General features: G+C 66.6%; 22 protein-coding genes. 19 read left to right on the top strand and 3 right to left on the bottom strand.

The window, feature by feature from the left end:
* Nucleotides 1–114: 114 nt before the first annotated feature.
* Nucleotides 115–459: a transposase gene (locus QXK92_RS17560; protein WP_306243274.1), complete on the bottom strand. Its 345-nt coding sequence runs from the start codon at nt 457–459 to the stop codon at nt 115–117.
* 97 nt (nt 460–556) lie between these two features.
* Between QXK92_RS17560 and QXK92_RS17555 the strand changes: the two genes are divergently transcribed.
* The 10 genes from QXK92_RS17555 (at nt 557) to QXK92_RS17510 (ending at nt 10747) form a co-directional block, all read left to right on the top strand.
* Nucleotides 557–1837 carry an HNH endonuclease signature motif containing protein gene (locus QXK92_RS17555; protein ID WP_306243272.1) on the top strand — a complete coding sequence of 427 codons (1281 nt, stop codon included), beginning with the start codon at nt 557–559 and terminating at the stop codon, nt 1835–1837.
* Nucleotides 1838–1927: 90 nt separating this feature from the next.
* Nucleotides 1928–3661 carry a PPE family protein gene (locus tag QXK92_RS17550; protein ID WP_306243270.1) on the top strand — a complete coding sequence of 578 codons (1734 nt, stop codon included), beginning with the start codon at nt 1928–1930 and terminating at the stop codon, nt 3659–3661.
* 14 nt (nt 3662–3675) lie between these two features.
* A complete protein-coding gene (locus QXK92_RS17545; RefSeq protein ID WP_306243268.1) occupies nt 3676–4845 on the top strand; it encodes a CaiB/BaiF CoA-transferase family protein in 1170 nt (389 codons plus the stop codon).
* 112 nt (nt 4846–4957) lie between these two features.
* Nucleotides 4958–5494: a hypothetical protein gene (locus QXK92_RS17540; RefSeq protein ID WP_306243266.1), complete on the top strand. Its 537-nt coding sequence runs from the start codon at nt 4958–4960 to the stop codon at nt 5492–5494.
* Nucleotides 5495–5503: 9 nt separating this feature from the next.
* Nucleotides 5504–6208: an NIPSNAP family protein gene (locus tag QXK92_RS17535; RefSeq protein ID WP_306243265.1), complete on the top strand. Its 705-nt coding sequence runs from the start codon at nt 5504–5506 to the stop codon at nt 6206–6208.
* A 38-nt stretch (nt 6209–6246) separates the two neighbouring features.
* A complete protein-coding gene (locus QXK92_RS17530) occupies nt 6247–7419 on the top strand; it encodes a cytochrome P450 (RefSeq protein WP_306244505.1) in 1173 nt (390 codons plus the stop codon).
* A 1-nt stretch (nt 7420) separates the two neighbouring features.
* Nucleotides 7421–8389 (top strand): zinc-binding dehydrogenase, encoded by a 969-nt coding sequence (locus QXK92_RS17525; RefSeq protein WP_306243263.1) that lies wholly within the window; start codon nt 7421–7423, stop codon nt 8387–8389.
* Nucleotides 8386–9126 (top strand): HpcH/HpaI aldolase/citrate lyase family protein, encoded by a 741-nt coding sequence (locus QXK92_RS17520; RefSeq protein ID WP_306243261.1) that lies wholly within the window; start codon nt 8386–8388, stop codon nt 9124–9126. Before QXK92_RS17525 ends, QXK92_RS17520 begins: the two co-directional genes overlap by 4 nt.
* A complete protein-coding gene (locus QXK92_RS17515; RefSeq protein WP_306243260.1) occupies nt 9123–9845 on the top strand; it encodes an SDR family NAD(P)-dependent oxidoreductase in 723 nt (240 codons plus the stop codon). Before QXK92_RS17520 ends, QXK92_RS17515 begins: the two co-directional genes overlap by 4 nt.
* Complete coding sequence (locus QXK92_RS17510; protein WP_306243259.1) at nt 9827–10747, top strand: alpha/beta hydrolase; 921 nt, start codon at nt 9827–9829, stop codon at nt 10745–10747. The genes QXK92_RS17515 and QXK92_RS17510 overlap by 19 nt, the downstream gene beginning before the upstream one ends.
* Here the strand turns inward: QXK92_RS17510 and QXK92_RS17505 are convergent.
* A complete protein-coding gene (locus tag QXK92_RS17505) occupies nt 10737–11837 on the bottom strand; it encodes an alcohol dehydrogenase catalytic domain-containing protein (RefSeq protein ID WP_306243257.1) in 1101 nt (366 codons plus the stop codon). The two genes, QXK92_RS17510 and QXK92_RS17505, sit on opposite strands and share 11 nt — an antisense overlap.
* A 14-nt stretch (nt 11838–11851) precedes the next feature.
* Between QXK92_RS17505 and QXK92_RS17500 the strand changes: the two genes are divergently transcribed.
* Together QXK92_RS17500 and QXK92_RS17495 are read left to right on the top strand one after the other, a co-directional pair.
* Nucleotides 11852–12319: a thioesterase family protein gene (locus QXK92_RS17500; protein WP_306243256.1), complete on the top strand. Its 468-nt coding sequence runs from the start codon at nt 11852–11854 to the stop codon at nt 12317–12319.
* 29 nt (nt 12320–12348) lie between these two features.
* A complete protein-coding gene (locus QXK92_RS17495; RefSeq protein ID WP_306243253.1) occupies nt 12349–12786 on the top strand; it encodes an SRPBCC family protein in 438 nt (145 codons plus the stop codon).
* Nucleotides 12787–12791: 5 nt separating this feature from the next.
* On the opposite strand, the gene QXK92_RS17490 is transcribed toward QXK92_RS17495, so the two are convergent.
* On the bottom strand, nt 12792–13487 hold the full coding sequence (locus QXK92_RS17490; RefSeq protein ID WP_371934522.1) for a GntR family transcriptional regulator: 696 nt from the start codon (nt 13485–13487) through the stop codon (nt 12792–12794).
* 158 nt (nt 13488–13645) lie between these two features.
* On the opposite strand from QXK92_RS17490, the gene fadD5 reads away from it, so the two are divergent.
* The 7 genes from fadD5 (at nt 13646) to QXK92_RS17455 (ending at nt 22721) form a co-directional block, all read left to right on the top strand.
* The gene (fadD5, locus tag QXK92_RS17485; protein WP_306243249.1) at nt 13646–15298 is read left to right on the top strand and encodes a fatty-acid--CoA ligase FadD5; all 1653 of its coding nucleotides are present in this window, start codon (nt 13646–13648) and stop codon (nt 15296–15298) included.
* Nucleotides 15299–15512: 214 nt separating this feature from the next.
* On the top strand, nt 15513–16316 hold the full coding sequence (locus QXK92_RS17480) for an ABC transporter permease (RefSeq protein WP_306243247.1): 804 nt from the start codon (nt 15513–15515) through the stop codon (nt 16314–16316).
* A gap of 2 nt (nt 16317–16318) precedes the next feature.
* Nucleotides 16319–17188 (top strand): ABC transporter permease, encoded by an 870-nt coding sequence (locus tag QXK92_RS17475; RefSeq protein WP_306243245.1) that lies wholly within the window; start codon nt 16319–16321, stop codon nt 17186–17188.
* A gap of 4 nt (nt 17189–17192) precedes the next feature.
* The gene (locus QXK92_RS17470; RefSeq protein WP_306243243.1) at nt 17193–18521 is read left to right on the top strand and encodes an MCE family protein; all 1329 of its coding nucleotides are present in this window, start codon (nt 17193–17195) and stop codon (nt 18519–18521) included.
* Nucleotides 18518–19558 carry a virulence factor Mce family protein gene (locus tag QXK92_RS17465; protein ID WP_306243241.1) on the top strand — a complete coding sequence of 347 codons (1041 nt, stop codon included), beginning with the start codon at nt 18518–18520 and terminating at the stop codon, nt 19556–19558. Before QXK92_RS17470 ends, QXK92_RS17465 begins: the two co-directional genes overlap by 4 nt.
* Complete coding sequence (locus QXK92_RS17460) at nt 19555–21117, top strand: virulence factor Mce family protein (protein WP_306243239.1); 1563 nt, start codon at nt 19555–19557, stop codon at nt 21115–21117. The genes QXK92_RS17465 and QXK92_RS17460 overlap by 4 nt, the downstream gene beginning before the upstream one ends.
* Nucleotides 21114–22721 (top strand): virulence factor Mce family protein, encoded by a 1608-nt coding sequence (locus QXK92_RS17455; RefSeq protein WP_306243237.1) that lies wholly within the window; start codon nt 21114–21116, stop codon nt 22719–22721. Before QXK92_RS17460 ends, QXK92_RS17455 begins: the two co-directional genes overlap by 4 nt.
* Nucleotides 22722–22723: the final 2 nt, after the last annotated feature.

Genomic DNA, 22723 nt, shown 5'->3' with positions numbered 1-22723 from the left:
AGGGCCCCTTGACGGGATCACCGTGACGCAGCCGCGCCAGGCGCCGCCGGTAGGTCCGCTCCGGGATGGCGGCTAGGGTACTGAACCTCGAAACCGGCAGTCCCGCTGCTTCTCTTAGGGCTTCGAGGTCTTGGAAGGGACGTGATCGGCAAATGCCGCGCCCCGCTGCCAGATCCGCAATTGCACCGTCGCTTCGGCCAGCGCCAGTTTGAGTTGCTCGTTTTCCATCTGCAGTCGGCGCTGTTCCGGAGTGCCTCGCGACCCCGGTGGGCCGCTGGGCACTTCCTCGAGTCGCTCCGCACCGGCGGCCAGGAACTGGTGCTTCCATTTCGTCATCGTCACCGTCGTGACCCCGCAGCGGCGTGCAGCCTCAGCGCAGGTCATCTCGTTGGCCAGCACCGCCAGCACCAGCCGGGCCTTTTCCTCGGCAGGGATCTTCGTCCGTCTCGACCGCACCATGCCCTTCAACCTTTCAGTTCCGGCCGCGGTCGGTTATCCACAAACACGCGACCCTGCCAGAAAGTTTGAGTCAGTAGATCGTGGTACTATCGAACATGTGTTCGACTTCGTGCAGTTCTCGCAGCTGGACCCCGATGCCACCGAAGCCGAACTCGTCGCGCGCATCGAGGCGCTGGAGCAACTCAAATCCGCCGCCGCCGCCGGACAGGCCCGCGCCGCCGCCGCCCTGGACACCGCCCGGCGCGCCGCAGAATCCGCCGCCGGGGTCCCCGCGGCCCAGCGGGGCCGCGGAGTGGCCAGCGAAGTCGCGCTGGCCCGCCACGACTCCCCGGCCCGCGGGGGACGGCACCTCGGGTTCGCCAAAGCCCTCGTCCACGAGATGCCCCACACCCTGGCCGCACTGGAACACGGGGTGCTCTCGGAATGGCGGGCCACCCTCATCGTGCGCGAATCGGCCTGCCTGGACCTCGAAGACCGCCGCGCACTGGACCGCGAACTGTGCGCCGACACCACCGCACTGCACGGCCTCGGGGACAAACGGATCATCGCCGCAGCCAAAACAATCGCCTACCGCCGCGACGCCCGCGCCGTCGTCGAGCGCGCCGCCAAAGCTCCCCAGGACCGCACCGTCACCATCCGCCCCGCCCCCGACACCATGACCTGGGTCAGCATCCTGCTGCCCGTGGCCCAAGGAGTCGGGATCTACGCCGCACTACGCCGCGCCGCCGACACCACCGTCGACCACCGCACCCGCGGCCAAGTCATGGCCGACACCGCCTTCGAACGCCTCACCGCCACCCCCGCCACCACCCCCGCACCGATCGCCCTCAACGTCGTCATCTCCGACCGGGCCCTGCTCGGCGGCGCCAACGACGCCGCCCTGCTCGAAGGCTACGGCCCCATCCCCGCCGAGGTGGCCCGCACATGGCTCAACGCCGCGCTGGCCGATCACCACGCCCTGGCCACCCTGCGCCGCCTCTACGCCAACCCCCAAACCGGCGCCCTGGTAGCCATGGAATCGCGCGCCCGAGCCTTCCCCCGCGCCCTGGCCGCCTTCATCAACCTGCGCGACCAAACCTGCCGCACCCCCTACTGCGACGCCCCCATCCGCCACCGCGACCACATCCAACCGGTCAAACACGGCGGACCCACCACCGCCACCAACGGACAAGGCCTCTGCGAACGCTGCAACTACACCAAAGAAACACCCGGCTGGACCGTCACCGCCCACCACCACAACGGCCACCACACCACCGAACACCAAACCCCCACCAAAGCGCGCTACCGATCCACCGCCCCACCGATCTACACCGTCACCCATATCAGCGAAATGGAGGACGCCCTCGGCATCACCGTGATCGACCTGCACGCTGCCTAGCCTTTCGTACGAAAAGGCTTTATTGACGCGGGCGCAGGCGTACCGTCCTCTGCGGGTACTCGAGAGTTCCGCCTGACAAGGGGGTCAATCGTGGCAAACTTCGTTACCTTTCCGCCGGAAATCAATTCTCTGCTGATGTTCAGCGGCGCGGGGTCGGCGCCGATGCTGAATGCGGCGGCGGCTTGGGACGGTCTGGCAACGGAGTTGGGAACGGCGGCATCGTCCTTCTCGACGGTGACCGCCGACCTGACCGGTAGCTCCTGGCGGGGAGCGGCAGCGGCAGCGATGACCGCGGCGGCCGCGCCCTATGCGGATTTCTTGAGGACGGCATGCGCCCAGGCGGCAGGTGCGGCCGAACAGGCCAGGGCGGTGGCCGATGTGTTCGAGGCCGCCCGGGCCGCGACAATCCATCCGCTGGCAGTGGCGGCCAACCGAAATTCTTTCGTCCAGCTGATCAGGTCCAACTGGCTTGGGCTCAACGCGCCGGCGATCATGGCCGCCGAAGGGCGTTACGAGCAGATGTGGGCCGCGGACGTCGAAGCGATGACGGGCTATTACGCAGGCGCATCGGCCGCGGCGGCGCAGTTGCCCATTGATCTGCAACGGTTCCTGCAGAACCTGCCCAGCCTGGGGATCGGCAACAGGGGCAACGCGAACATAGGACACGGCAACACCGGCACCGGAAACATCGGCATCGGCAACAGCGGCACCGACAACACCGAACTGGTGCCGCCACAGTCGGGCAACTACAACATCGGCGGCGGCAACAATGGCAGCTTCAACGTCGGTGGTGGCAACAACGGCAACAAGAACATCGGCTTCGGCAATTTCGGCAACAGGAACATCGGCTTCGGCAACGGCGGCCCCACCGACCTGTCCAATCCGAACCTCTTCACTTTTCAAACGACCGCCGGCAACAACAACGTGGGCATGGGTAACACCGGTAGCGACAATGTCGGTCTGGGGAATCTCGGTAACGGAAACATCGGCGGCGGGAACACCGGCAACGGCAATGTGGGAGCCGGAAACACCGGCGTCGGAAACTTCGGCTTCGGCAACAGTGGCAATGGCAACATCGGGATCGGACTGGTCGGCAACGGCCGGGTGGGCATCGACCTGGCCGGGCTGTTCGCCAACGGCAACATCGGCCTGTTCAATTCGGGTGACCACAACATCGGCTTCTTCAATTCCGGTAGCGGCAACATCGGGATCTTCAGCTCGGGCACCAATACCGTTTATCCGGGCCATATCAACAGCTTCGGATTCGGAAACTCAGGGACCGGCAGTCTCGGCTTCGGCAACGCCGGCGCGGGCAACGTCGGGTTCTTCAATTCGGGTCTGCTCAACACCGGCTGGGGTAACGCGGGCTCGATCAATACCGGCGGCTGGAACGGCAACAACCTCAACACGGGGTTCTGGAACTCGGGTGAGACCAATACGGGCTTCGGCAATTCCGGCCACGTCAACACCGGCTTCGGGAATGCAGGCAATGTGAACACCGGCTTCGGTATCGACACCGATGCGGGTGACGTCGGCATCGGCGCCGTCGCCAACTCAGGGTTCGGCAACACCGGTGCCGGAATCTCGGGGTTCGGCAACAACGGCGGGGACGCCGGTCACGGAGTATCCGGCTTCTTCAACACGATCGTCGCGGCGCTGCAGTCATCGGGCGTCAGCTCGGGCTTCTTCAACACCGCTGTCACCGGCGCCGTGGGCCCGTTCCCGGCAGGCGTGCTGAGCGGGTTCAACTCGGGCATGTTCAACACGGGGACCGCCAACTCGGGCATCCTGAGCCTCGGGCAATTGGTGATGAATGCGGGGTGATTAAGGTCCCAGTCATGGCGGGACCAGTGCAGGGCATCAAGGTCGTCGAACTCGGAGTCTGGGTTGCCGGGCCGGCGGCGGCCGCAATCCTCGCCGACTGGGGCGCCGATGTCATCAAGATCGAACCGCCGACGGGAGACCCCGGCCGGATGTTCGGCCGGATGCTGGGCTGCGACCTCGGGGTGAACCCGCCGTTCGAGATGGACAACCGGTCCAAGCGCAGCGTGGTGCTGGACCTGACCACCGACAGCGGCCGGCGCACGGCGCTCGAATTGCTCTCGGACGCAGATGTTTTCATCACCAATGTGCGGCCCGGCGCGCTGAAAAGGCTGGGACTGGATTACCACACGCTCGCCGCCGATCACCCCCGCCTGGTGTACGGCCTGATCACCGGGTACGGCGAAACCGGGCCGGATGCCGACCGCGCCGCCTACGACGTCGCGGCGTTCTGGTCGCGGGGCGGGATCGCCCATCTGCTCACCCGGCCCGGTGACACACCGCCGTTCCAGCGCGGCGGCATGGGCGATCACTCCGCGGGCATGACCCTGGCCGGCGCCGTCTGTGCGGCACTGCTGGCCCGCGAGCGCACCGGTGCCGGGCAACTGGTGTCAACGTCGCTCTACCGCCAGGGTGCCTACACGGTGAGCTTCGATCTGAACACATACCTGCTCACCGGACAGCCGATCGCGATCGGGGAACGCGCCAGCATGGCCAACCCGTGCATGAACAACTATGCCGCCGGCGACGGCCGACGGTTCTGGATCGTCGGACTGGAAGTGAACCGCCACTGGCCGGCCCTCTGCCGGGTGGTGGGCCGCACCGACTGGCTGAGCGACCCGCGCTATGCCGACGCGCGCGGGCGCGCGGCGAACGCGGTCCAGCTGATCGCCGCACTGGATGAGATCTTCGCGACCAAGTCGCTGGACGAATGGGCGGACCTGTTCGCCGCCGAACCGGATTTCTTCTGGTCGCCGATCAACACGCTCGAGGACATCGTGGCCGACGAACAATTCCACGCCGCTGGCGGCATCGTCGATGTGCCGGACGGAGACGCGATCGTACCGATGGTGGCCACCCCTGCCGATTTCCACGGAACGCCCAGTTCACCGCGTTCTGTGGCACCGCAACTCGGCCAGCACACCGATGAGGTTCTGGCCGAACTCGACGCCCGCCGGCGGCCCTGAACGCGCAGCGAAGCTTTACAAAACTAAGCCAAAGTGTCACGCTTGGTGACGGCCCATGGCAAGCGCGACGAGCCACGCCATTTGCGGGGGGCGTGGCATTAGGAACGGATCGATGGTTACTCCAACGTTCGATATTCATCCGGGTAGGGGCACGACCCAACGGGCCCGGCCCGACGGCCAGGTGCTGCGTCACCGCCTCGACGTCATCGCCGTCGGCACCGACGACGTCGTTCACGGCGCCGGCGGCTGGCTGTATGACCGGGTGATGGCCGGTTGGCAGGTGAACGTGCTGTTGCCGCACGGGTGCGACACCCGCCCGCTGCGAGTGCTGGGACTTCGGGTGCTGGACGCGGACTTCGACGTATCCGGACCGATGGGCCAGGGCCTGGCCGTCAGCGTGAAGGCATTCGCGGCCGACGAGCGCGTTCGCGCGCTGGTGCGCAAGGCGGTAGCCAGCCGGTTGACTGAAGTCGCGCTGTGGGGCGAAGGCTGGCCTCTCGGTGCGGACCGCGGCCTCACCAGGACCCGCTACACGCTGACCGCCGCAGCCCGGGCGTTCAAGGCCCAGGCGCTTCGTGCGGTCGGAATGTCCTATGAGTCAATAGATTCCACTGAAACCCTGGTGACCGACTCGGCTTGGCTGGGCTAGCCCAACAGCATGAAGAAGTACCATCGCCACACGCTGCTGTATCTGCACGAAACGATCAACCTGGGGTCCGGGCGCGGCGGGGACTTCACCGAAGTGTTTGTCGACACCTATCAGCCGATGATGGAAGAACTCGGCGCCCGGTTGTACTCGATCTGGGAAACCACCCCGTACAACGGTCACTGGCCGCAGGTGACCATCATCTGGGAGATCGACGCATTCGCGGACTACGCCAGGATCGGCGCCGCGCAGGCCCGCGGTGGAAGTCACGAGGCGACCGCCGGCAAATGGTCCGCGTATCTGAGCGACATGGGCGCCTCGGGGGAGGGCCGGATCATGTACGCCGGACCCAGCAACAGGAGCCTGGCCGCGCTGCGAGAAGCCAATTTCGATGCGTCCCTGGTGATTCAGGAGATCATGCAGACCAAGCCCGGCCGGCAAGACGACTACATCCGCGAGCTGGAGCGGCTCTACGTACCCTGGTCGGAGAGCACCGGCAAGCACTGGCTCGGGTCCTTCACCACCACCTTCCGGTTCAACGAAGTGATCCACTACTGGGCGCTCGAGGGCGGCTGGGAGTGCTTCGCCAACCACTACCCGTCCTGGAAGGACAGCCCGCCCGCGGAGATCGTCACCTGGATGAGCGTGGCGCCTGCCCTGCGTGACGGTTGGGAAGACTCCATTCTGCAGGCGCTACCTCCGTCGCCACTGCAGTGACCCGCAGCTTCTCCTACGATCCCTTCGACGCGAAGGTGATGGCGGATCCGCTGCCCTACTACCGCATCCTGCGCGACGAGCACCCTGTTTACTACTTGCCGCAGTGGGACACCTTCGCGCTGTCACGGTTCGACGACATCTGGCAGGTGCTCGAAGTCAACGACGGCACCTTCGTCGCATCGGAAGGGACGCTGCCACCGGCATCGGTTCTGGCGCAGCACAATACCGGCCCGGTCGCCGATCCACCGCTGCACCCGTTGCCGTTTCACGCGGTGTTTGACACGGACCTCTACGGCGAGATCCGCCGCGCCCACTCCCAGCCGTTGCGGCCCCGCTCGGTCACCGCACTGCAGGCGCGGATTCGCGAGCTGGCCAACGAACGGCTCGACCTGCTGTTGGGGCAAGGCTCGTTCGACCTCACCCAGGACTATGGCGGCATCGTCGCCGCCTCAATGGTGTGCGACTTACTGGGTATATCAACCGATCTCGCTGCACAGGTACTGGCCGCGGTGAACGCGGGCAGCCTGGCCGAGCCGGGCGAGGGTGTCGACACCGCCGAGGCCCGGCCCAACTATCTGCAGTTCCTGGTGCCGGTGGTGCAGCGCCAGCGTGCGGGCGGAGCCGGCGCGTTGCCCGTTGTCGACGGACTGCTCGGCTATCGGCTGCCGGACGGCAGTGCGCTCAACGACGTCGAAGTCGCCACCCAGATGCTGTGCATCTTCATCGGCGGAACCGAAACCGTGCCGAAGATCGTGGCACACGGCCTGTGGGAGCTCAGCCGGCGACCCGCGCAGATGAAAGCGGTGCGCGCCGACCCGGCCGCCTCCGTGCCGATCGCGCGCGAGGAGATGATCCGGTACTGCGCGCCGGCCCAGTGGTTCGCCCGAACCGCCCGCAAACCCTTCACTCTCCACGGCCAGACGATCAACCCCGGCCAGCGGGTGATCACACTGCTGGCCTCGGCGAACCGCGACGAACGCGAATACCCTGAGCCCGACGAATTCATCTGGGACCGGCCGATCAAACGGTCCCTCGCGTTCGGCCGGGGCCAGCACTTCTGCATCGGCTACCATCTGGCCAGACTGGAAGTCGCTGTGTTGGTGGAGGAATGGCTGCGCCGGGTGCCGGAATTCAGTATCGACGGTGATCGGGCCACCCGGCTGCCGTCCAGCTTCCAATGGGGCTGGAACAAGATCCCGGTGGAGGTCTGAGGTGTGGTCCTACCGGATCGTCGCGCCGTATGAGTTCCAGCGCACCTCGATACCGGACAAGACGGCCGGGGATCTCGCGGATCGTCAGGTGCTGTTGCGGTTTCAGGCCGCCGGGGTGTGCGGCAGCGACCTGCCCGGATTCCGTGGCGCCAAGGGACGCCTTCCCGGTGACGACGGTCGCAGTGCCGCGGAGAAGGACGGCTTTCCGATCCACGAGGTCGCCGGCGAAGTCCTCGCCAGCCGCCATCCCGACCACCGCCCCGGCGACCTGGTCGTCGGGTGGGCCTCCGGATTCGACGGCCTGATGCAATACGTCGTCAGCGACGGTGACGGCCTGGCGCCCTACGACGCGACGCTGACGCCGGCGCAGGCAGTCGGTCTACAGCCACTGGCCTGCGTGCTGTATGCCTGCGAGCAGCTTCCGGAGCTCACCGGCCGGCACGTGGCGATCATCGGACAGGGATCGATCGGGCTGCTGTTCTCCTACGTCGCCAAAGCCGCCGGAGCCCGGCGCGTCACTGGGATCGACCCCGTCGACCGCGAAAACCTCTCGGGCACCTACGGTGTCGACGACTCGGTGCGGGCCACCAGTGACCGGTGGGTGAGTCAGCTCGCGGCCGGCGACCGGGCGGACGTGGTCATCGAGGCGGTCGGTCATCAGGTGGCCACCCTGGGGCACGCCATCGGCGCCGCCGCCCCGGGTGGCACCGTGTTCTACTTCGGCGTCGCCGACGACGACGCGTACCCCATCGACATGCGCGCCCTGCTGCGCAATAACCTGACGCTGAAATCCGGTGTGACACTGGACCGGCGGCGGATGCTGGAGCTGGCCGGCAAGTTCGCCGCCGAGCATCCCGACCTGCTCGGCACCTACTTGACCCACACCTTCGCCGTCGACGACGTGCAAGCGGCATTCGAGTTGGCGTGTCGCCCCGACCCCGCACGCGTGAAGATTGCGATCGCCGGATGAGCGTCCTGCAGCAGGGCGGTCGCACGCCCCTCTGGGGTGGTTGGGTCACCGGCCCCACGCTGATCGGGCCTGAGGAGTTCGCCCGCGCCGGCTACGACTATGTCGGATTCGACGCCCAGCACGGCTATCTCGACGATGCTGCGGTGGCTGCCATGCTGCGGCACCTCGAGCACGTCCCGATCGCCACCGCGGTCCGGTTGCCCAATGCAGACCCGGCTCCCATCGGCCGGGTGCTCGATGCCGGGGCGGACGCGGTGATCATCGCGATGATCGAGTCGGCCGAGCAGGCCGCCGCGGCAGTGGCTGCCACCCGCTACCCGCCGGCCGGCGTTCGCAGCTTCGGCCCGCTGCGGGCGAGCCTCGGCCACGACCCCGCCGCGCTGGCGGCCAGGGCCGCCGTCTTCGCCATGATCGAAACGGCCGCAGCGGTTTCCGGTATCGAGGACATCTGCGCGGTCGACGGCCTGACCGGAATCTACATAGGACCGGCCGATCTGGCGATTTCGATGGGCACCGATGTGGCGGGGGCGACGCGCAACGACCGCGTTCTGCAGGCCATCGGCCGCATCCACCGGGTCGCCACCGACGCCGGACTGGTCACCGGAATCCATGCCAGTGACGGCTTGACCGGGAAGAGGCTGGCGCAGTTGGGTTTTCAGATGATCACCCTCGCCTCCGAATCGCATGCGCTGCGCCGGGGAGCCGCGGAACACCTACGCGAGGCGACGGCCGAGTGAGCAGCACCAAGGTGGCACTGGTCACGGGCGCCGCAGGGGGTCAGGGCGGGGCGATTGTGCGGAGACTTCTCGGCAAGGGCTACCAGGTGGCGGCGTGCGACGTGCGGGGCGACGAACTCGACGCTGCAACAGGCGGGTTGGGTGTGCTGGCGATACCGATGGACGTCACCGATGCCCAACACTGGGACGCGGCCGTCGGCGCCGCTGTCCGGCGATTCGGGGGACTGTCCACGCTGGTGAACAACGCCGGTGTGCTGCACCGCGCCGCATTGGCCGACGAGACCGCCGCGGATTTCGAGAACTCCTGGCGGGTCAACTGTCTGGGCGCATTCCTGGGCATCCAGGCCGCGCTGGAACACCTGCGCGTGGCCGAAGGCGCAGCGATCGTCAACATCTGCAGCACCGGAGCGATCAGGCCGTTCCCGCAACATTGCGCCTATGGCTCGGCGAAGTGGGCGCTGCGCGGCCTGACCCAGACCGCCGCGGCCGAACTCGCGCCGGCCGGCATCCGCGTCAACGCGGTCTTCCCGGGTCCGATCGCCACCCCGATGCTCGATGACGCCATCCAGCAGCGACTGGCCGCGGTGGCGATGTTCGGCCGGCTGGGACGGCCCGCCGAAATCGCCGATGCGGTAGCGTTTCTGGTCTCCGAAGAGGCGTCGTTCATCACCGGGTCCGAACTCGTCGTCGACGGTGGGCAATGCCTACAGATCCGGTGAGTTTCGGCGAGCGCCTCGACCCGGCGCTACGTGCCGTCGCGGTCAACCGAACGGTGTTCACCGCCGAAGCCATACCCCTGATCCGGGAGTCGATGAACCAGCGTCGCTCCGAAGCGCGCCCGGACACCGCCGGGGTGTGCATCGACCGGGCGGTCGCCGGTGAGGTGCCGGTGCGCGTCTACCGCGGCGGTACGGCGCCGGCGCCGGCCGTCGTCTATTGCCACGCAGGCGGTTTCGCGCTCGGCAACCTCGACACCGACCACCGGCAGTGCTTGGAACTGGCCCGCCGTGCCCGGTGTTCGGTGGTGTCGGTGGACTATCGCCTCGCACCCGAACACCCCTTCCCGGCGGCGCTCGACGATGCCAGGAGCGTGCTGGAATGGCTGTCGCGCAATGTATCTCAGCTGGGTATCGATCCGGACCGGATTGCAGTGGCAGGCAGCAGCGCCGGTGGCGCGCTGGCCGCGTGCCTGGCGCACGGCGCAGCCGACGGCGAATTGCCGCCGGTGGTCTTCCAGCTGCTGCACCAGCCGGTGCTCGACGACCGGCCCACCGCGTCGCGAACCGAATTCCGTTGTACGCCTGCTTTCGACGGCGAAGGGGCTGATCTCATGTGGCAGCACTACCTGGCCGGGCAAGAACCGTCGCCCGCGGCTGCGCCGGCCCGGCGGGACAACCTGGCCGGCCTGGCGCCGGCCCTGATCACCTGCGCCGAGATCGATCCGTTCCGGGACGAGGCGGTGGAGTACGCACAGCGGCTGCGGCAGGCCGGGGTGCCGACGGAACTGCACGTATTCTCCGGCGCCTGTCACGGATTCGACTCGCTGCTTCCCGACTGGGCAGCGTCGCGGCGGCTGTTCGCCCTGCAGGGCGCAGCGCTGTCGGCGGCCTTCAGAACCTGATCAGCTGGCGCACCGCGGTACCGTCGGCCAGGTGGTCCATCGCCTCGTTGATGTCGTCCAACGCGATCGTCGACGACACCAGCGACTCCACCGGCAACCGGCCGGACTGCCACAGCGCCACGAACCGGGGGATGTCGCGACTGGGCACCGCCGACCCGAGGTAACTACCGATCAGCGCCCTGCCCTCGGCGACAAAACCCAGCGGCGACACACTGATCCGGGCGTCCGGGCGGGGCAGCCCGACGGTGACGGTGCGTCCGCCCGGGGCGGTCAGCCCGATCGAGGTCTCCAGCGCGCGGGGGTGGCCGACGGCTTCCACCACCACATCCGCCTTGACACCCTCGGCCTGCTCCGGAGTGTACGTCTCGTGCGCACCCAAAGCCTCTGCAGCGCGGAGCTTTTCGGGTACCTGGTCGACGCCGATGACGCGGACCCCGGCATAGGTCAACGCGGTGATCACGGCGGCCATCCCCACGCCGCCGAGTCCGACCACCGCGACCGACTGACCCGGTCGCGGGTCGCCGACATTGAGTACGGCGCCGCCCCCGGTCAGCACCGCACACCCGAGCAGCGCGGCCACGTCGGCAGGCACATCGTCGGGCACGGCAACAGCACTGGCCCGATTGACCACCGCATGCGTCGCGAACCCCGAGACACCGAGATGGTGATACACAGGGCCGCCGTCTCGGCTCAGGCGGAGGCCGCCGCCGAGCAGCGTCCCCGCGTTGTTGGCGGCGCTGCCAGGCTGGCACGGTGTCAGGCCGTCGGTGGCGCAGGCGGGGCAGTGGCCGCACCGGGGCAGGAACACCAGCACCACCCGCTGACCGATCCGCAGATCGTCCACGTCGTCGCCGAGCGCTTCGACGATGCCCGCCGCTTCGTGACCCAGCAACATCGGCACCGGCCGCACCCGGTTGCCGTCGACCACCGACAGATCCGAGTGGCACACCCCCGCCGCCTCGATGCGCACCAGCACTTCGCCCGGGCCAGGGTCCTGCAGGTCGAGATCGGAGATGCTGATGGGCAGCGACCGCGCATAGGGGCGTGGCGCACCGATACGTTCCAGCACCGCGCCGCGGATCTGAATCATGTTGGAATACAACCATGAGCTCAATGCCAGCCGCCCCGGATGGCCTCACCAGCGCCGACTTCCCGGTGCTGTGGCCGGTGCTCACCCGCTGGGCCGACAACGACATGTTCGGCCACCTCAACAATGCCGTCTACTACCAACTGTTCGACACCGCGATCAACGCCTGGATCGCCACCGAAGCCGGCGTCGACCCGCTCACCATTCCCGAGCTGGGCATCGTCGCGGAATCGGGCTGTCGCTATTTCGCCGAGCTGGCGTTCCCCGAGCGTCTCGCGGTGGGTCTGGCGGTGACCCGGCTGGGCCGCAGCAGCGTCACGTACCGCCTCGGCGTCTTCAAGGCGGATCAGGGCAACGACGACGCGCCTGTGCCCATCGCCGCACTGGGGCACTGGGTGCATGTTTACGTCGATCGCGGCAGCCGCCGACCGGTACCGATTCCCGGCGCCATCCGCTCTCTGTTGTCCAACGCCGTCATTGATTGAGCGCCGGCGGGCGCACGTATGCTTCGCCAATGGCAGTTATGAGCAAGACAGTCGAGGTCGACGCCCACGCAGACTCCATCATGGGCATCGTTTCCGACATCGAGCGCTACCCGGAATGGAATGAAGGCGTCAAAGGCGCCTGGATCCTCGCGCGCTACGACGACGGCCGCCCCAGCCAGGTCCGCCTCGACACCAACGTCAACGGTTTCGAAGGCGTCTATATCCACGCGGTGTACTACCCGGGTGAGAACCAGATTCAGACCGTGATGCAGCAGGGGGACCTGTTCGCCAAGCAGGAGCAGCTCTTCAGCGTCGTGGCCACCGGCGTCAACAGCCTGCTCACCGTCGACATCGACGTCGAGCCCAGCATGCCGGTACCCGCGCCCATGGTGAAGATGCTGTTGGGCAACGTGCTGGACCAACTGGCTGCCAACGTCAAGCAGCGCGCCGAGCAACTGGCCGGCTAACCCAACTACGAGGCGAAGATCCCCGTCCGGTCCAGCGCCTCGGTGAGCCGTCGGGCGGCATCGGTGAACTGCCAGACCGTGTGTTCGACCACCGCAACCGAGTCACGGTTGCGCAGTGCGGCGATCAACCGGCGGTGGTTGTCGACGGTGGACTCACCCCACACCGGATCGGCGGCGTACAGCTGCGCGGGCATGTAGCGGGCGGCGTTGAGCAGGAACCAGGACAGCTTGATCCGTCCGCTCGCCTGGTTGAACACCCGGTGGAAGGAGAACTCCAGCGAGGCGATCGCCTCGGTGTCGCCATGGCCGACGGCCGTCGCCAACAGGTCGTTGATGCGCTCGAGCTCCGCCAGCTCCCGTTCGGTGATGCGCTCGGTGGCGGCGACGGCCAATTCCCGGGCGATGGTCGCCTGCAACCAGAAGATGTCGTCGATGTCCTGCCGGGTCAGCGGCAGCACCACGTGACCGCGATGCGGCTCCAGCTGCACCATGCCCTCGCCGCGCAGCTTCAGCAGGGCCTCGCGCACCGGCGTGATGCTCACACCGAGCTGTGCGGCGGTCTCGTCGAGACGGATGAAGGTGCCGGGACGCAGCGTCCCCGACATGATTGCGGTCCGCAGGTGCCCGGCGACCTCATCGGAGAGCTGGGCCCGGCGCATCGGCCGGCGCCGTCGAGGTGTAGCCGATAAAGGTGCATTCACGTGGCCTGCCAGGCCCTTTCAGCGGCATTGCGGTATTGGCTCAAGTCGTGGCTGAGGGCTTGTTAGCGACCTCAGCGGCCGTTAATGTGACCCAGACAACACATGTTTTATCAAATATCAGCCTGACGCAAGCGGTGCGCAAGTGAAGGGAAGGCATATTGACCGCCCAATTGGCCGGCCAACCGATGCAGGCCCACACCGAAGCGCTCGAGCAGCCGTATCGTGCTCGCCGCCAGAACTGGGTGAACCAGCTCGAGCGGCACGCGATGATGCAGCCGGACGCTCCGGCGCTGCGGTTCCTGGGCCGCACGCTGACCTGGGCGGACCTCACGCGTCGCGTCACCGCGCTGGCCGGCGCGCTGAACCGGCGCGGCGTCGGCCCCGGCGACCGGGTGATGGTGTTGATGCTCAACCGCCCCGAGTTTGTCGAGTCGGTGCTGGCCGCCAACATGCTGGGCGCGATCGCCGTGCCGCTGAACTTCCGGCTCACCCCCGCCGAGATCGCCTTCCTGGTCGAGGACAGCGGGGCGCGGGTGGTGGTCACCGAGGCTGTCCTCGCGCCGGTGGCCATCGGTGTGCGGAACATCGCTCCACTGCTGGATACGGTTGTCGTCGCGGGAGACACCGCCGCCGACGACGTCCTCTTCTATGAAGAACTTATGAATGAGGCGGGCGATATGCCCGCTGCGGTGGACATCCCCAACGACTCTCCGGCGCTGATCATGTACACGTCGGGAACCACCGGACGGCCCAAGGGCGCGGTGCTCACCCACGCCAACCTCACCGGCCAGACCATGACCATGCTGTACACCAGCGGTGTCGACCTCAATCACGACGTCGGCTTCATCGGTGTCCCGCTGTTCCACATCGCCGGCATCGGCAACATGCTGTCCGGGATGCTGCTCGGTCTGCCGACCGTGATCTATCCGCTCGGCGCGTTCGAACCCGGCCAGCTCCTCGACGTGCTGGAAGCCGAGAAGGTCACCGGCATATTCCTGGTTCCCGCGCAGTGGCAGGCGGTGTGCGCCGAGCAGCAGGCACGGCCGCGCGACCTGCGGTTGCGAGTGATGTCATGGGGGGCGGCACCGGCGCCAGATGTGTTGCTGCGTCAGATGTCCGAGATTTTTCCGGGCACCCAGATCCTGGCCGCGTTCGGCCAGACCGAGATGTCGCCGGTGACCTGCATGCTGCTCGGCGACGACGCCATCCGTAAGCGGGGATCGGTCGGCCGGGTGATCCCGACGGTCGCCGCCCGCGTCGTCGATGACAACATGAACGACGTGCCGGTCGGCGAGGTCGGCGAAATCGTCTACCGCGCACCGACATTGATGAGTGGCTACTGGAACAATCCGGAGGCCACCGCGGAGGCGTTCGCCGGCGGCTGGTTCCATTCCGGCGACCTGGTCCGGATGGACGCCGAGGGCTACGTCTGGGTGGTCGACCGGAAGAAGGACATGATCATCTCCGGCGGGGAGAACATCTACTGCGCCGAAGTGGAGAACGTTCTGGCCAGTCACGAGCGCATCGTCGAGGTCGCGGTGATCGGCCGGGCCGACGCGCGGTGGGGCGAGGTTCCGGTCGCCGTCGCCGCTGTAACGGAAGGCCACCTCCGGATCGAAGAGCTAGATGAGTACCTGACCGAGCGGCTCGCCCGGTACAAGCACCCCAAGGCGCTCGAGATCGTGGACGCCTTGCCGCGCAACCCCGCCGGGAAGGTGCTCAAAACCGAACTGCGTTTGCGCTACGGCGGCGGCGACGCCTCCGAGAATCGCTCTGCCACAACACAATCTGCCATCAAAGAGGAAAGTTGACGGGGTCGATATGTTTGCTGGGTGCTGACGGAATGTCAATTGTTGAGTTGCTATACACACCTGGGCAACCATCGGGTACATTCCTGTGGTCTCCGTTACTACCTGCGGGTAGGGAGCCGTTGGTCACACACTTAGGGTCGGGGCAAGGAGGAGGCGTGCGACACCAATCGCCGCGGCGCCGCGACACGAGCGGCCCCAATGTGAAGGGGCAATCGTGACGACATCCACTCGGCCGCATCTGGCCGGATTCCTGCGCGATCGATTCGAGTCGCCGCTGACTTTGATCGGCGGGTTCTTCCGGATGTGCGTGCTGACCGGGCGGGCTTTGTTCCGGCGGCCGTTTCAGTGGGGCGAGTTGGTCCTGCAGTGCTGGTTCATCATGCGGGTGGCGTTGTTGCCGACGATCATGGTGTCGATCCCGCTGACGGTGTTGTTGATCTTCACGCTCAACGTGCTGCTGTCGCAGTTCGGCGCCGCCGACCTCTCGGGTGCGGGAGCGGCTATTGCGGCGGTCACCCAGCTCGGTCCCTTGACCACGGTGCTGGTGGTGGCCGGTGCCGGTTCGACGGCGATTTGCGCTGATCTGGGTGCGCGCACCGTCCGTGAAGAGATCGACGCGATGGAAGTGCTCGGCATCGACCCGATTCATCGGCTGGTGGTGCCCCGGGTGATCGCGGCGACCGTGGTCGCGACGCTGCTCAACGCTTTGGTGATCACGGTGGGACTGGTTGGTGGCTACCTGTTCGGGGTGTATCTGCAGAACGTGTCCGGTGGGGCGTATCTGGCGACGCTGACCACGATCACTGGTCTGCCGGAGGTGATCATCGCGATGGTCAAGGCGGCGACGTTCGGGTTGATCGCCGGGCTGGTCGGTTGCTACCGCGGGTTGACGGTGCGCGGTGGCTCCAAGGGGCTGGGCACGGCGGTTAACGAGACCGTGGTGTTGTGCGTGGTGGCCTTGTATGCGGTGAACGTCATCTTGACCACGATCGGTGTGCGATTCGGGACGGGGCACTAACGATGTCGACAGCAGCGGTAGTCCGCCAGCGGTTCCCGCGGGCGGCGGCCAACGTCAACAAGTACGCGGGTTCGGTGACCCGGGGGCTGGACGAGACCGGCCAGCTCGCGTGGTTCGTCCTGACCAGCCTGGGGCAGATCCCGCATGCGATTCATTACTACCGCAAGGAGACCCTGCGGCTGATCGCTCAGATCGGGATGGGCACCGGCGCCATGGCGGTCGTCGGCGGTACTGCCGCGATCGTCGGCTTTGTGACGTTGTCCGGCAGCTCGCTGATTGCCATCCAGGGCTTTGCCACGCTGGGCAACATCGGTGTCGAGGCCTTCACGGGGTTCTTCTCCGCGCTGATCAACGTGCGAATCGCCGCCCCCGTGGTGACCGGAATCTCGCTGGCAGCAACAGTGGGAGCCGGTGCCACCGCCGAGCTGGGTGCCATGCGGATCAGCGAGGAAATCGACGCGCTGGAAGTCATGGGGATCAAGTCCATTTCCTATTTGACCTCCACCCGTGTGGTCGCCGGGCTGGTGGTGATCATCCCGCTCTACGCGCTGGCGATGATTATGGCTTTTCTTTCCCCGCAGGTCGTGACGACGCTGTTGTACGGGCAGTCGAGCGGCACCTACGAACACTACTTCCGGACCTTCCTGCGCCCCGACGACGTGTTCTGGTCGTTCCTGGAGGCGATCATCATCGCGGGCATCGTGATGGTGACCCACTGCTACTACGGGTTCAATGCCGGCGGCGGACCGGTCGGGGTCGGCGAGGCGGTCGGCCGATCCATGCGGTTCTCCCTGATCTCGGTTCAAGTGGTTGTTCTGTCCGCCGCGTTGGCGCTCTACGGCGTCAACCCCAACTTCGCATTGACGGTGTAGCGCCATGACGAGTCCGGGGAAGGTCAACAAGGTAAAGAACCCGCCGTACAAGCTGATCGGCATCTCGGCCGTACTTGTTCTGCTACTTGTGCTCTCAGTCGTCTACCTACAGTTTCGCGGTGACTTCACCCAGAAGGCGAAGCTGACGATGTACAGCGACCGAGCCGGGCTGGTGATGGATCCGGGTTCGAAGGTCACCTACAACGGGGTTCAGATCGGTCGGGTCGACAAGATCCAGGAGATCAGCCGCGACGGCAAGCCGGCCGCAAAATTTTCCCTGGATATCTATCCGGAATTCCTCGGCGCTAATGGGGTGGTCCCGGAGAACGTCGACGCGCAGATCAAGGCGACGACGGTGTTCGGCGGCAAGTACATATCGCTGACCACGCCCAAAGATGACAAAGGCAACATCATCTCGCGAGGTCATCTCGGGCCGAACAGCGTGATCAACGCCTCCGGCGTGACGACCGAGATCAACACTCTGTTCCAGACTTTGACCTCGATCTCGGAAAAGGTTGACCCGGTCAAGCTGAACCTGACGCTGAGCGCCGCCGCGCAATCCCTGACCGGACTGGGTGACCGGTTCGGCCAGTCGATCGTCAACGGCAACCAGATCCTCGACGACATCAACCCGCAGATGCCCCAGGCCCGCCGCGACATTCAGCAGCTGGCCGCACTCGGCGACGTCTACGCCGACGCCGCGCCGGACCTGATCGACTTCCTGAACAACTCGGTGCCGACGGCGCGCACGATCAACGCGCAGCAGAAGGACCTGGACCAGGCGCTGCTGGCGGCGGCCGGATTCGGCAACACCGGTGCGGACATCTTCGAGCGCGGCGGCCCCTACCTGGCCCGCGGCGCCGCCGACCTGGTGCCCACCGCGCAGCTACTCGACACCTACAGCCCGGAGCTGTACTGCACGCTGCACAACTACCACGACATCGAGCCGAAGGCCTACCAGTTCCTGGGCGGCAACGGTTACTCGCTGAACAGCCACTCCCAGATCCTTTCCGCCCTCGGCCTGCTGCTGAACCCGGTGTCGTTGGTTCCGCTGCTGCTCTCGCAGGTCGGTGGCCTGGCGGCCGGACTGGTCGGCGGCGCGCCGAACCCGTACACCTACCCGGAGAACCTGCCCCGGGTGAACGCCCACGGCGGACCGGGCGGCGCCCCCGGATGCTGGCAGCAGATCACGCGGCAGCTGTGGCCGGCGCCGGAACTGGTGATGGACACCGGCAACAGCCTTGCGCCTTATAACCACTTGGAGGTCGGGTCGCCCTACGTGCTCGAGTACGTCTGGGGCCGTCAGGTAGGGGATAACACGATCAACCCATGAAAATCACCGGTACGCTCGTCAAGCTCAGCGTCTTCGCTGTGGTGCTGCTGATGTTCAGCATCATGATCATCATCGTGTTCGGTCAGATCCGCTTCGACCGGACCAACTCCTACTCCGCCGAGTTCAGCAACGTCAGCGGGTTGCGGGCCGGCCAGTTCGTGCGCGCTTCCGGGGTGGAGATCGGCAAGGTCAAGGACCTCCAATTGCTCGACGGAGGCAAGCGGGTGCGGGTCAACTTCGACGTTGACCGCTCGATTCCGCTGTATCAGTCGACGACCGCGTCGATCCGCTATCTCGACCTGATCGGCAACCGCTACCTCGAGCTCAAGCGCGGTGAGGGCGACGGCCAGGACAAGGTCATGCAGCCGGGTGGATTCATCCCGCTGTCGCGCACCACACCGGCGCTCGACCTCGATGCGCTGATCGGCGGCTTCAAGCCGATCTTCCGGGCGCTGAACCCGGACAAGGTCAACACCATCGCCTCGGCGTTGATCACGGTGTTCCAGGGTCAGGGGGGCACTATCAACGACATCCTGCAGCAGACCGCGCAGGTCACCTCGCAGTTGGGCGAGCGGGACCAGGCGATCGGTGAGGTGGTCACGAACCTGAACAAGGTGCTGGACACCACCGTTCGTCACCGCAAGGACTTCGACCAGACCGTCAACAACCTCGAGGTGCTCATCACCGGGTTGAAGGACCACGGGGATTCCCTGGCCGGCGGGACGGCGAACATCAGCAACGCCGCCGGTACGGTGGCCGATCTGCTGGGTGAGGACCGCGCGCTGCTACACAAGGCGATCAACTATCTCGACGCGGTGCAGCAGCCGCTGATCGACCAGCGGGAGCAGCTCAACGACTTCCTGCACAAGGTGCCCACCGCGCTGAACTCGATCGGGCGCGCCATCGGCTCCTACGGCGACTTCGTGAACTTCTACTCCTGCGACATCAGCCTCCGGATCAACGGCCTGCAGGCTGGTGGACCGGTTCGCACCGTTCGCCTCTTCCACCAGCCGACCGGGAGGTGCGCGCCGCAATGAGAACGCTGGAACCGCCCAACCGCCTCAAGATCGGACTGATGGGCATCCTGGTGACGCTGCTCGTCATCGGGGTGGGCCAGAGCTTCACCAGTGTGCCGATGTTGATGGCCAAGCCCAGCTACTTCGGACAGTTCACCGACACCGGTGGCATCAGCAAGGGTGACAAGGTCCGCATCGCGGGCATGGACGTCGGCAAGGTCGAGGCCATCAGCATCGACGGTGACCACATCCTGATGAAGTTCTCCATCGGCACCGAGAGCATCGGCACCGAAAGCCGGCTCAACATCCGGACCGACACGCTGCTGGGCAAGAAGGTCCTCGAGATCGAGGCCCGCGGCAACCAGCCGCTGCGCCCGAACGGCACCCTGCCGTTGGGCCAGAGCACCACGCCTTACCAGATCTACGACGCCTTCCTGGACGTCACCAAGGCGGCGACCGGCTGGGACATCGACACGGTCAAGAAGTCGCTGCACGTCCTCTCGGAGACCATCGACCAGACGTACCCGCAGCTGAGCCCCGCACTCGACGGCGTCGCCAAGTTCTCCGACACCCTCGGCAAGCGCGACGAGGAGATCAAGCATCTGCTGGCCCAGGCCAACCAGGTGGCGAGCGTGCTCGGTGACCGCAGCCAGCAGGTGGACCGGCTGCTGGTCAACGCCAAGACTCTGCTGGCCGCTTTCAACGAGCGCGGCCGCGCCATCGACGCGCTGCTGAGCAATGTCGCCGCGTTCTCAACGCAGGTGCAGGGCTTCATCAACGACAACCCGAACCTCAACCACGTGCTGGAGCAGCTGCGTACCGTCAGCGACCTGCTGATGGAACGCAAAGAGGACCTGGCCAACGGCCTGCTGATGGTCGGCGGGTTCTTGCCGTCGCTGAACGAGTCGATCGCCTCCGGACCGTTCTTCAAGGTGGTCATCCACAACCTCGTCCCCGGCCAGATCCTCCAGCCGTTCATCGACGCCGCGTTCAAGAAGCGCGGTCTGAGCCCCGAGGACTTCTGGCGCAGCGCCGGCCTGCCCGCCTACCGGTTCCCGGACCCGAATGGCACCCGGTTCCCCAACGGCGCGCCGCCGCCTGGACCGCTGGTGCTGGAAGGGACCCCGGAGCACCCGGGACCGGCGGTGCCTCCAGGCTCCCCGTGCTCGTACACGCCGGCAGCCGACGGTATCCCCAGCCCGGCGAACCCGTTGCCGTGTGCCGGCACCGCCATCGGTCCGTTCGGTGGTCCGGGCTTCCCGGCGCCGCTGGACGTCCAGATGTCGCCGCCCAACCCCAACGGCGTGCAGGACGCGCCCGGCATCCCGATCGCCGGACGTCCGGGCGACCCGGCACCGAATGCCCCGGGTACGCCGGTTCCGTTGCCGCCCAACGCCCCACCGGGTGCTCGTACCGAGCCTCTGGGACCGGCGGGACCGGTAGCACCACCATCGACATTCGCACCGGGGCTCCCCCCGGGCCCGCCGGCCCCGCCCGGGCCGGGGAACCAGTTGCCGGCACCGTTCATCAACCCGGGCGGTTCGGGCGGTAGTGGCGCAGCGGGAGGTAGCCAGAATTGAGCACCATCTTTGACATCCGCAACATCCGGTTGCCACGGATGTCTCGGGCCACGGTCATCATCGGGACGCTGATCGTGGTGCTGGCGTTGGTTGCCGCCTTCGTCGGGTGGCAGCTCTACAAGAAGCTGACCAACAACACGGTGGTGGCCTACTTCTCCGCCGCCAACGCGCTGTACGCCGGTGACAAGGTCCAGATCATGGGCTACAAGGTGGGCCTGATCGACAAGATCGAGCCCGCCGGCGACAAGATGAAGGTCACCTTCCACTACGAGAACCAGTACAAGGTCCCGGCCAACGCGTCCGCGGTGATCCTCAACCCCACCCTGGTGGCTTCCCGCGCCATTCAGCTCGAGCCGCCCTACAAGGGTGGCCCGGTGCTGGCCAACAACGCGGTCATCCCGATGGAGCGCACCCAGGTACCGGTCGAGTGGGACGAGCTGCGGAACAGCATCACGAACATCATCTCCAAGCTCGGTCCTACCGAGGCGCAGCCGACGGGACCGTTCGGTGAGGTGATCAACTCGTTCGCCAACGGCCTGGAAGGCAAGGGCAAGCAGCTCAACACCACGCTGGACAGCCTGTCGCGGGCGCTCACTGCGCTCAACGAGGGCCGTGGCGACTTCTTCGCGGTGGTCAAGAGCCTGGCGCTGTTCGTCAACGCGCTGCACCAGGACGACAAGCAGTTCGTGGCGCTCAACCAGAACCTCGCCGACGTCACGGGCCGGCTGGCCAGCTCGGACCAGGCTCTGGCCAGCGCACTGCGTCAGCTTGACAGCCTGCTGACCACGATCCGGCCGTTCCTGGACAAGAACCGCGAGGTGCTGACGCACGACGTCAACAACCTGGCGACGGTCACGAACACGTTGCTGCAGCCCGAGCCGCTGAACGGTCTGGAAACCGCACTGCACGTGCTCCCGACGGCCGCGGCCAACGTGAACCAGATCTACCACCCGGCCCACGGTTCGCTGGTCGCCGTTCCGGAGATCACCAGCTTCGCCAACCCGATGCAGTTCATCTGCAGCTCGGTGCAGGCGGGCAGCCGGTTGGGATACCAGGAGTCCGCTGAGCTCTGCGCGCAGTATCTGGCGCCGGTGCTGGACGCGATCAAGTTCAACTACTTCCCGTTCGGGTTGAACACCTTCAACACCACCGAGATCCTGCCCAAGCACGTCGCGTACTCCGAACCGCGGCTGCAGCCGCCGAACGGCTACAAGGACACGACGGTCCCCGGCATCTGGGTGCCGGACACGCCGACGTCGCACAAGAACACGCAGCCGGGCTGGATCGTGGCGCCGGGTATGCAGGGACAGCAGGTCGGCCCGATCACGGCGGGCCTGATGACCCCTGAGTCGCTGGCCGAACTGATGGGCGGACCCGACATTCAGCCGGTGCAGTCCACCCTGCAGACGCCGCCCGGGCCGCCCAATGCGTACGACGAGTACCCGGTGCTGCCGCCTATCGGCCTGCAAGCGCAGGTGCCGGTGCCGCCGCCGGCGCCGGGACCGGGCGTGATCCCCGGCCCGGTCGCCCCGACACCGGCGGCACCCGGACCGGCCGCAGCGGTCGGCGCACCGCTGCCAGCTGAGGTAGGAGGGGGTCAGTGATA

Origin of the sequence: Mycobacterium sp. TY815 (assembly GCF_030755135.1) — a bacterium.
In the GTDB taxonomy this organism is placed as follows: Bacteria; Actinomycetota; Actinomycetes; order Mycobacteriales; family Mycobacteriaceae; genus Mycobacterium.
This window is presented reverse-complemented; position numbering and strand designations above follow the sequence as displayed.

Coding starts and splice junctions, on each gene's coding strand:
- QXK92_RS17545 (WP_306243268.1), top strand. CDS start 3,676: ATGGCGGGACCAGTGCAGGGCATCAAGGTCGTCGAACTCGGAGTCTGG.
- QXK92_RS17465 (WP_306243241.1), top strand. CDS start 18,518: ATGAAAATCACCGGTACGCTCGTCAAGCTCAGCGTCTTCGCTGTGGTG.
- QXK92_RS17470 (WP_306243243.1), top strand. CDS start 17,193: ATGACGAGTCCGGGGAAGGTCAACAAGGTAAAGAACCCGCCGTACAAG.
- QXK92_RS17500 (WP_306243256.1), top strand. CDS start 11,852: ATGAGCTCAATGCCAGCCGCCCCGGATGGCCTCACCAGCGCCGACTTC.
- QXK92_RS17540 (WP_306243266.1), top strand. CDS start 4,958: ATGGTTACTCCAACGTTCGATATTCATCCGGGTAGGGGCACGACCCAA.
- QXK92_RS17475 (WP_306243245.1), top strand. CDS start 16,319: ATGTCGACAGCAGCGGTAGTCCGCCAGCGGTTCCCGCGGGCGGCGGCC.
- QXK92_RS17495 (WP_306243253.1), top strand. CDS start 12,349: ATGGCAGTTATGAGCAAGACAGTCGAGGTCGACGCCCACGCAGACTCC.
- QXK92_RS17535 (WP_306243265.1), top strand. CDS start 5,504: ATGAAGAAGTACCATCGCCACACGCTGCTGTATCTGCACGAAACGATC.
- QXK92_RS17520 (WP_306243261.1), top strand. CDS start 8,386: ATGAGCGTCCTGCAGCAGGGCGGTCGCACGCCCCTCTGGGGTGGTTGG.
- QXK92_RS17505 (WP_306243257.1), bottom strand. CDS start 11,837: ATGATTCAGATCCGCGGCGCGGTGCTGGAACGTATCGGTGCGCCACGC.
- QXK92_RS17560 (WP_306243274.1), bottom strand. CDS start 459: ATGGTGCGGTCGAGACGGACGAAGATCCCTGCCGAGGAAAAGGCCCGG.
- QXK92_RS17510 (WP_306243259.1), top strand. CDS start 9,827: ATGCCTACAGATCCGGTGAGTTTCGGCGAGCGCCTCGACCCGGCGCTA.
- QXK92_RS17530 (WP_306244505.1), top strand. CDS start 6,247: ATGGCGGATCCGCTGCCCTACTACCGCATCCTGCGCGACGAGCACCCT.
- QXK92_RS17460 (WP_306243239.1), top strand. CDS start 19,555: ATGAGAACGCTGGAACCGCCCAACCGCCTCAAGATCGGACTGATGGGC.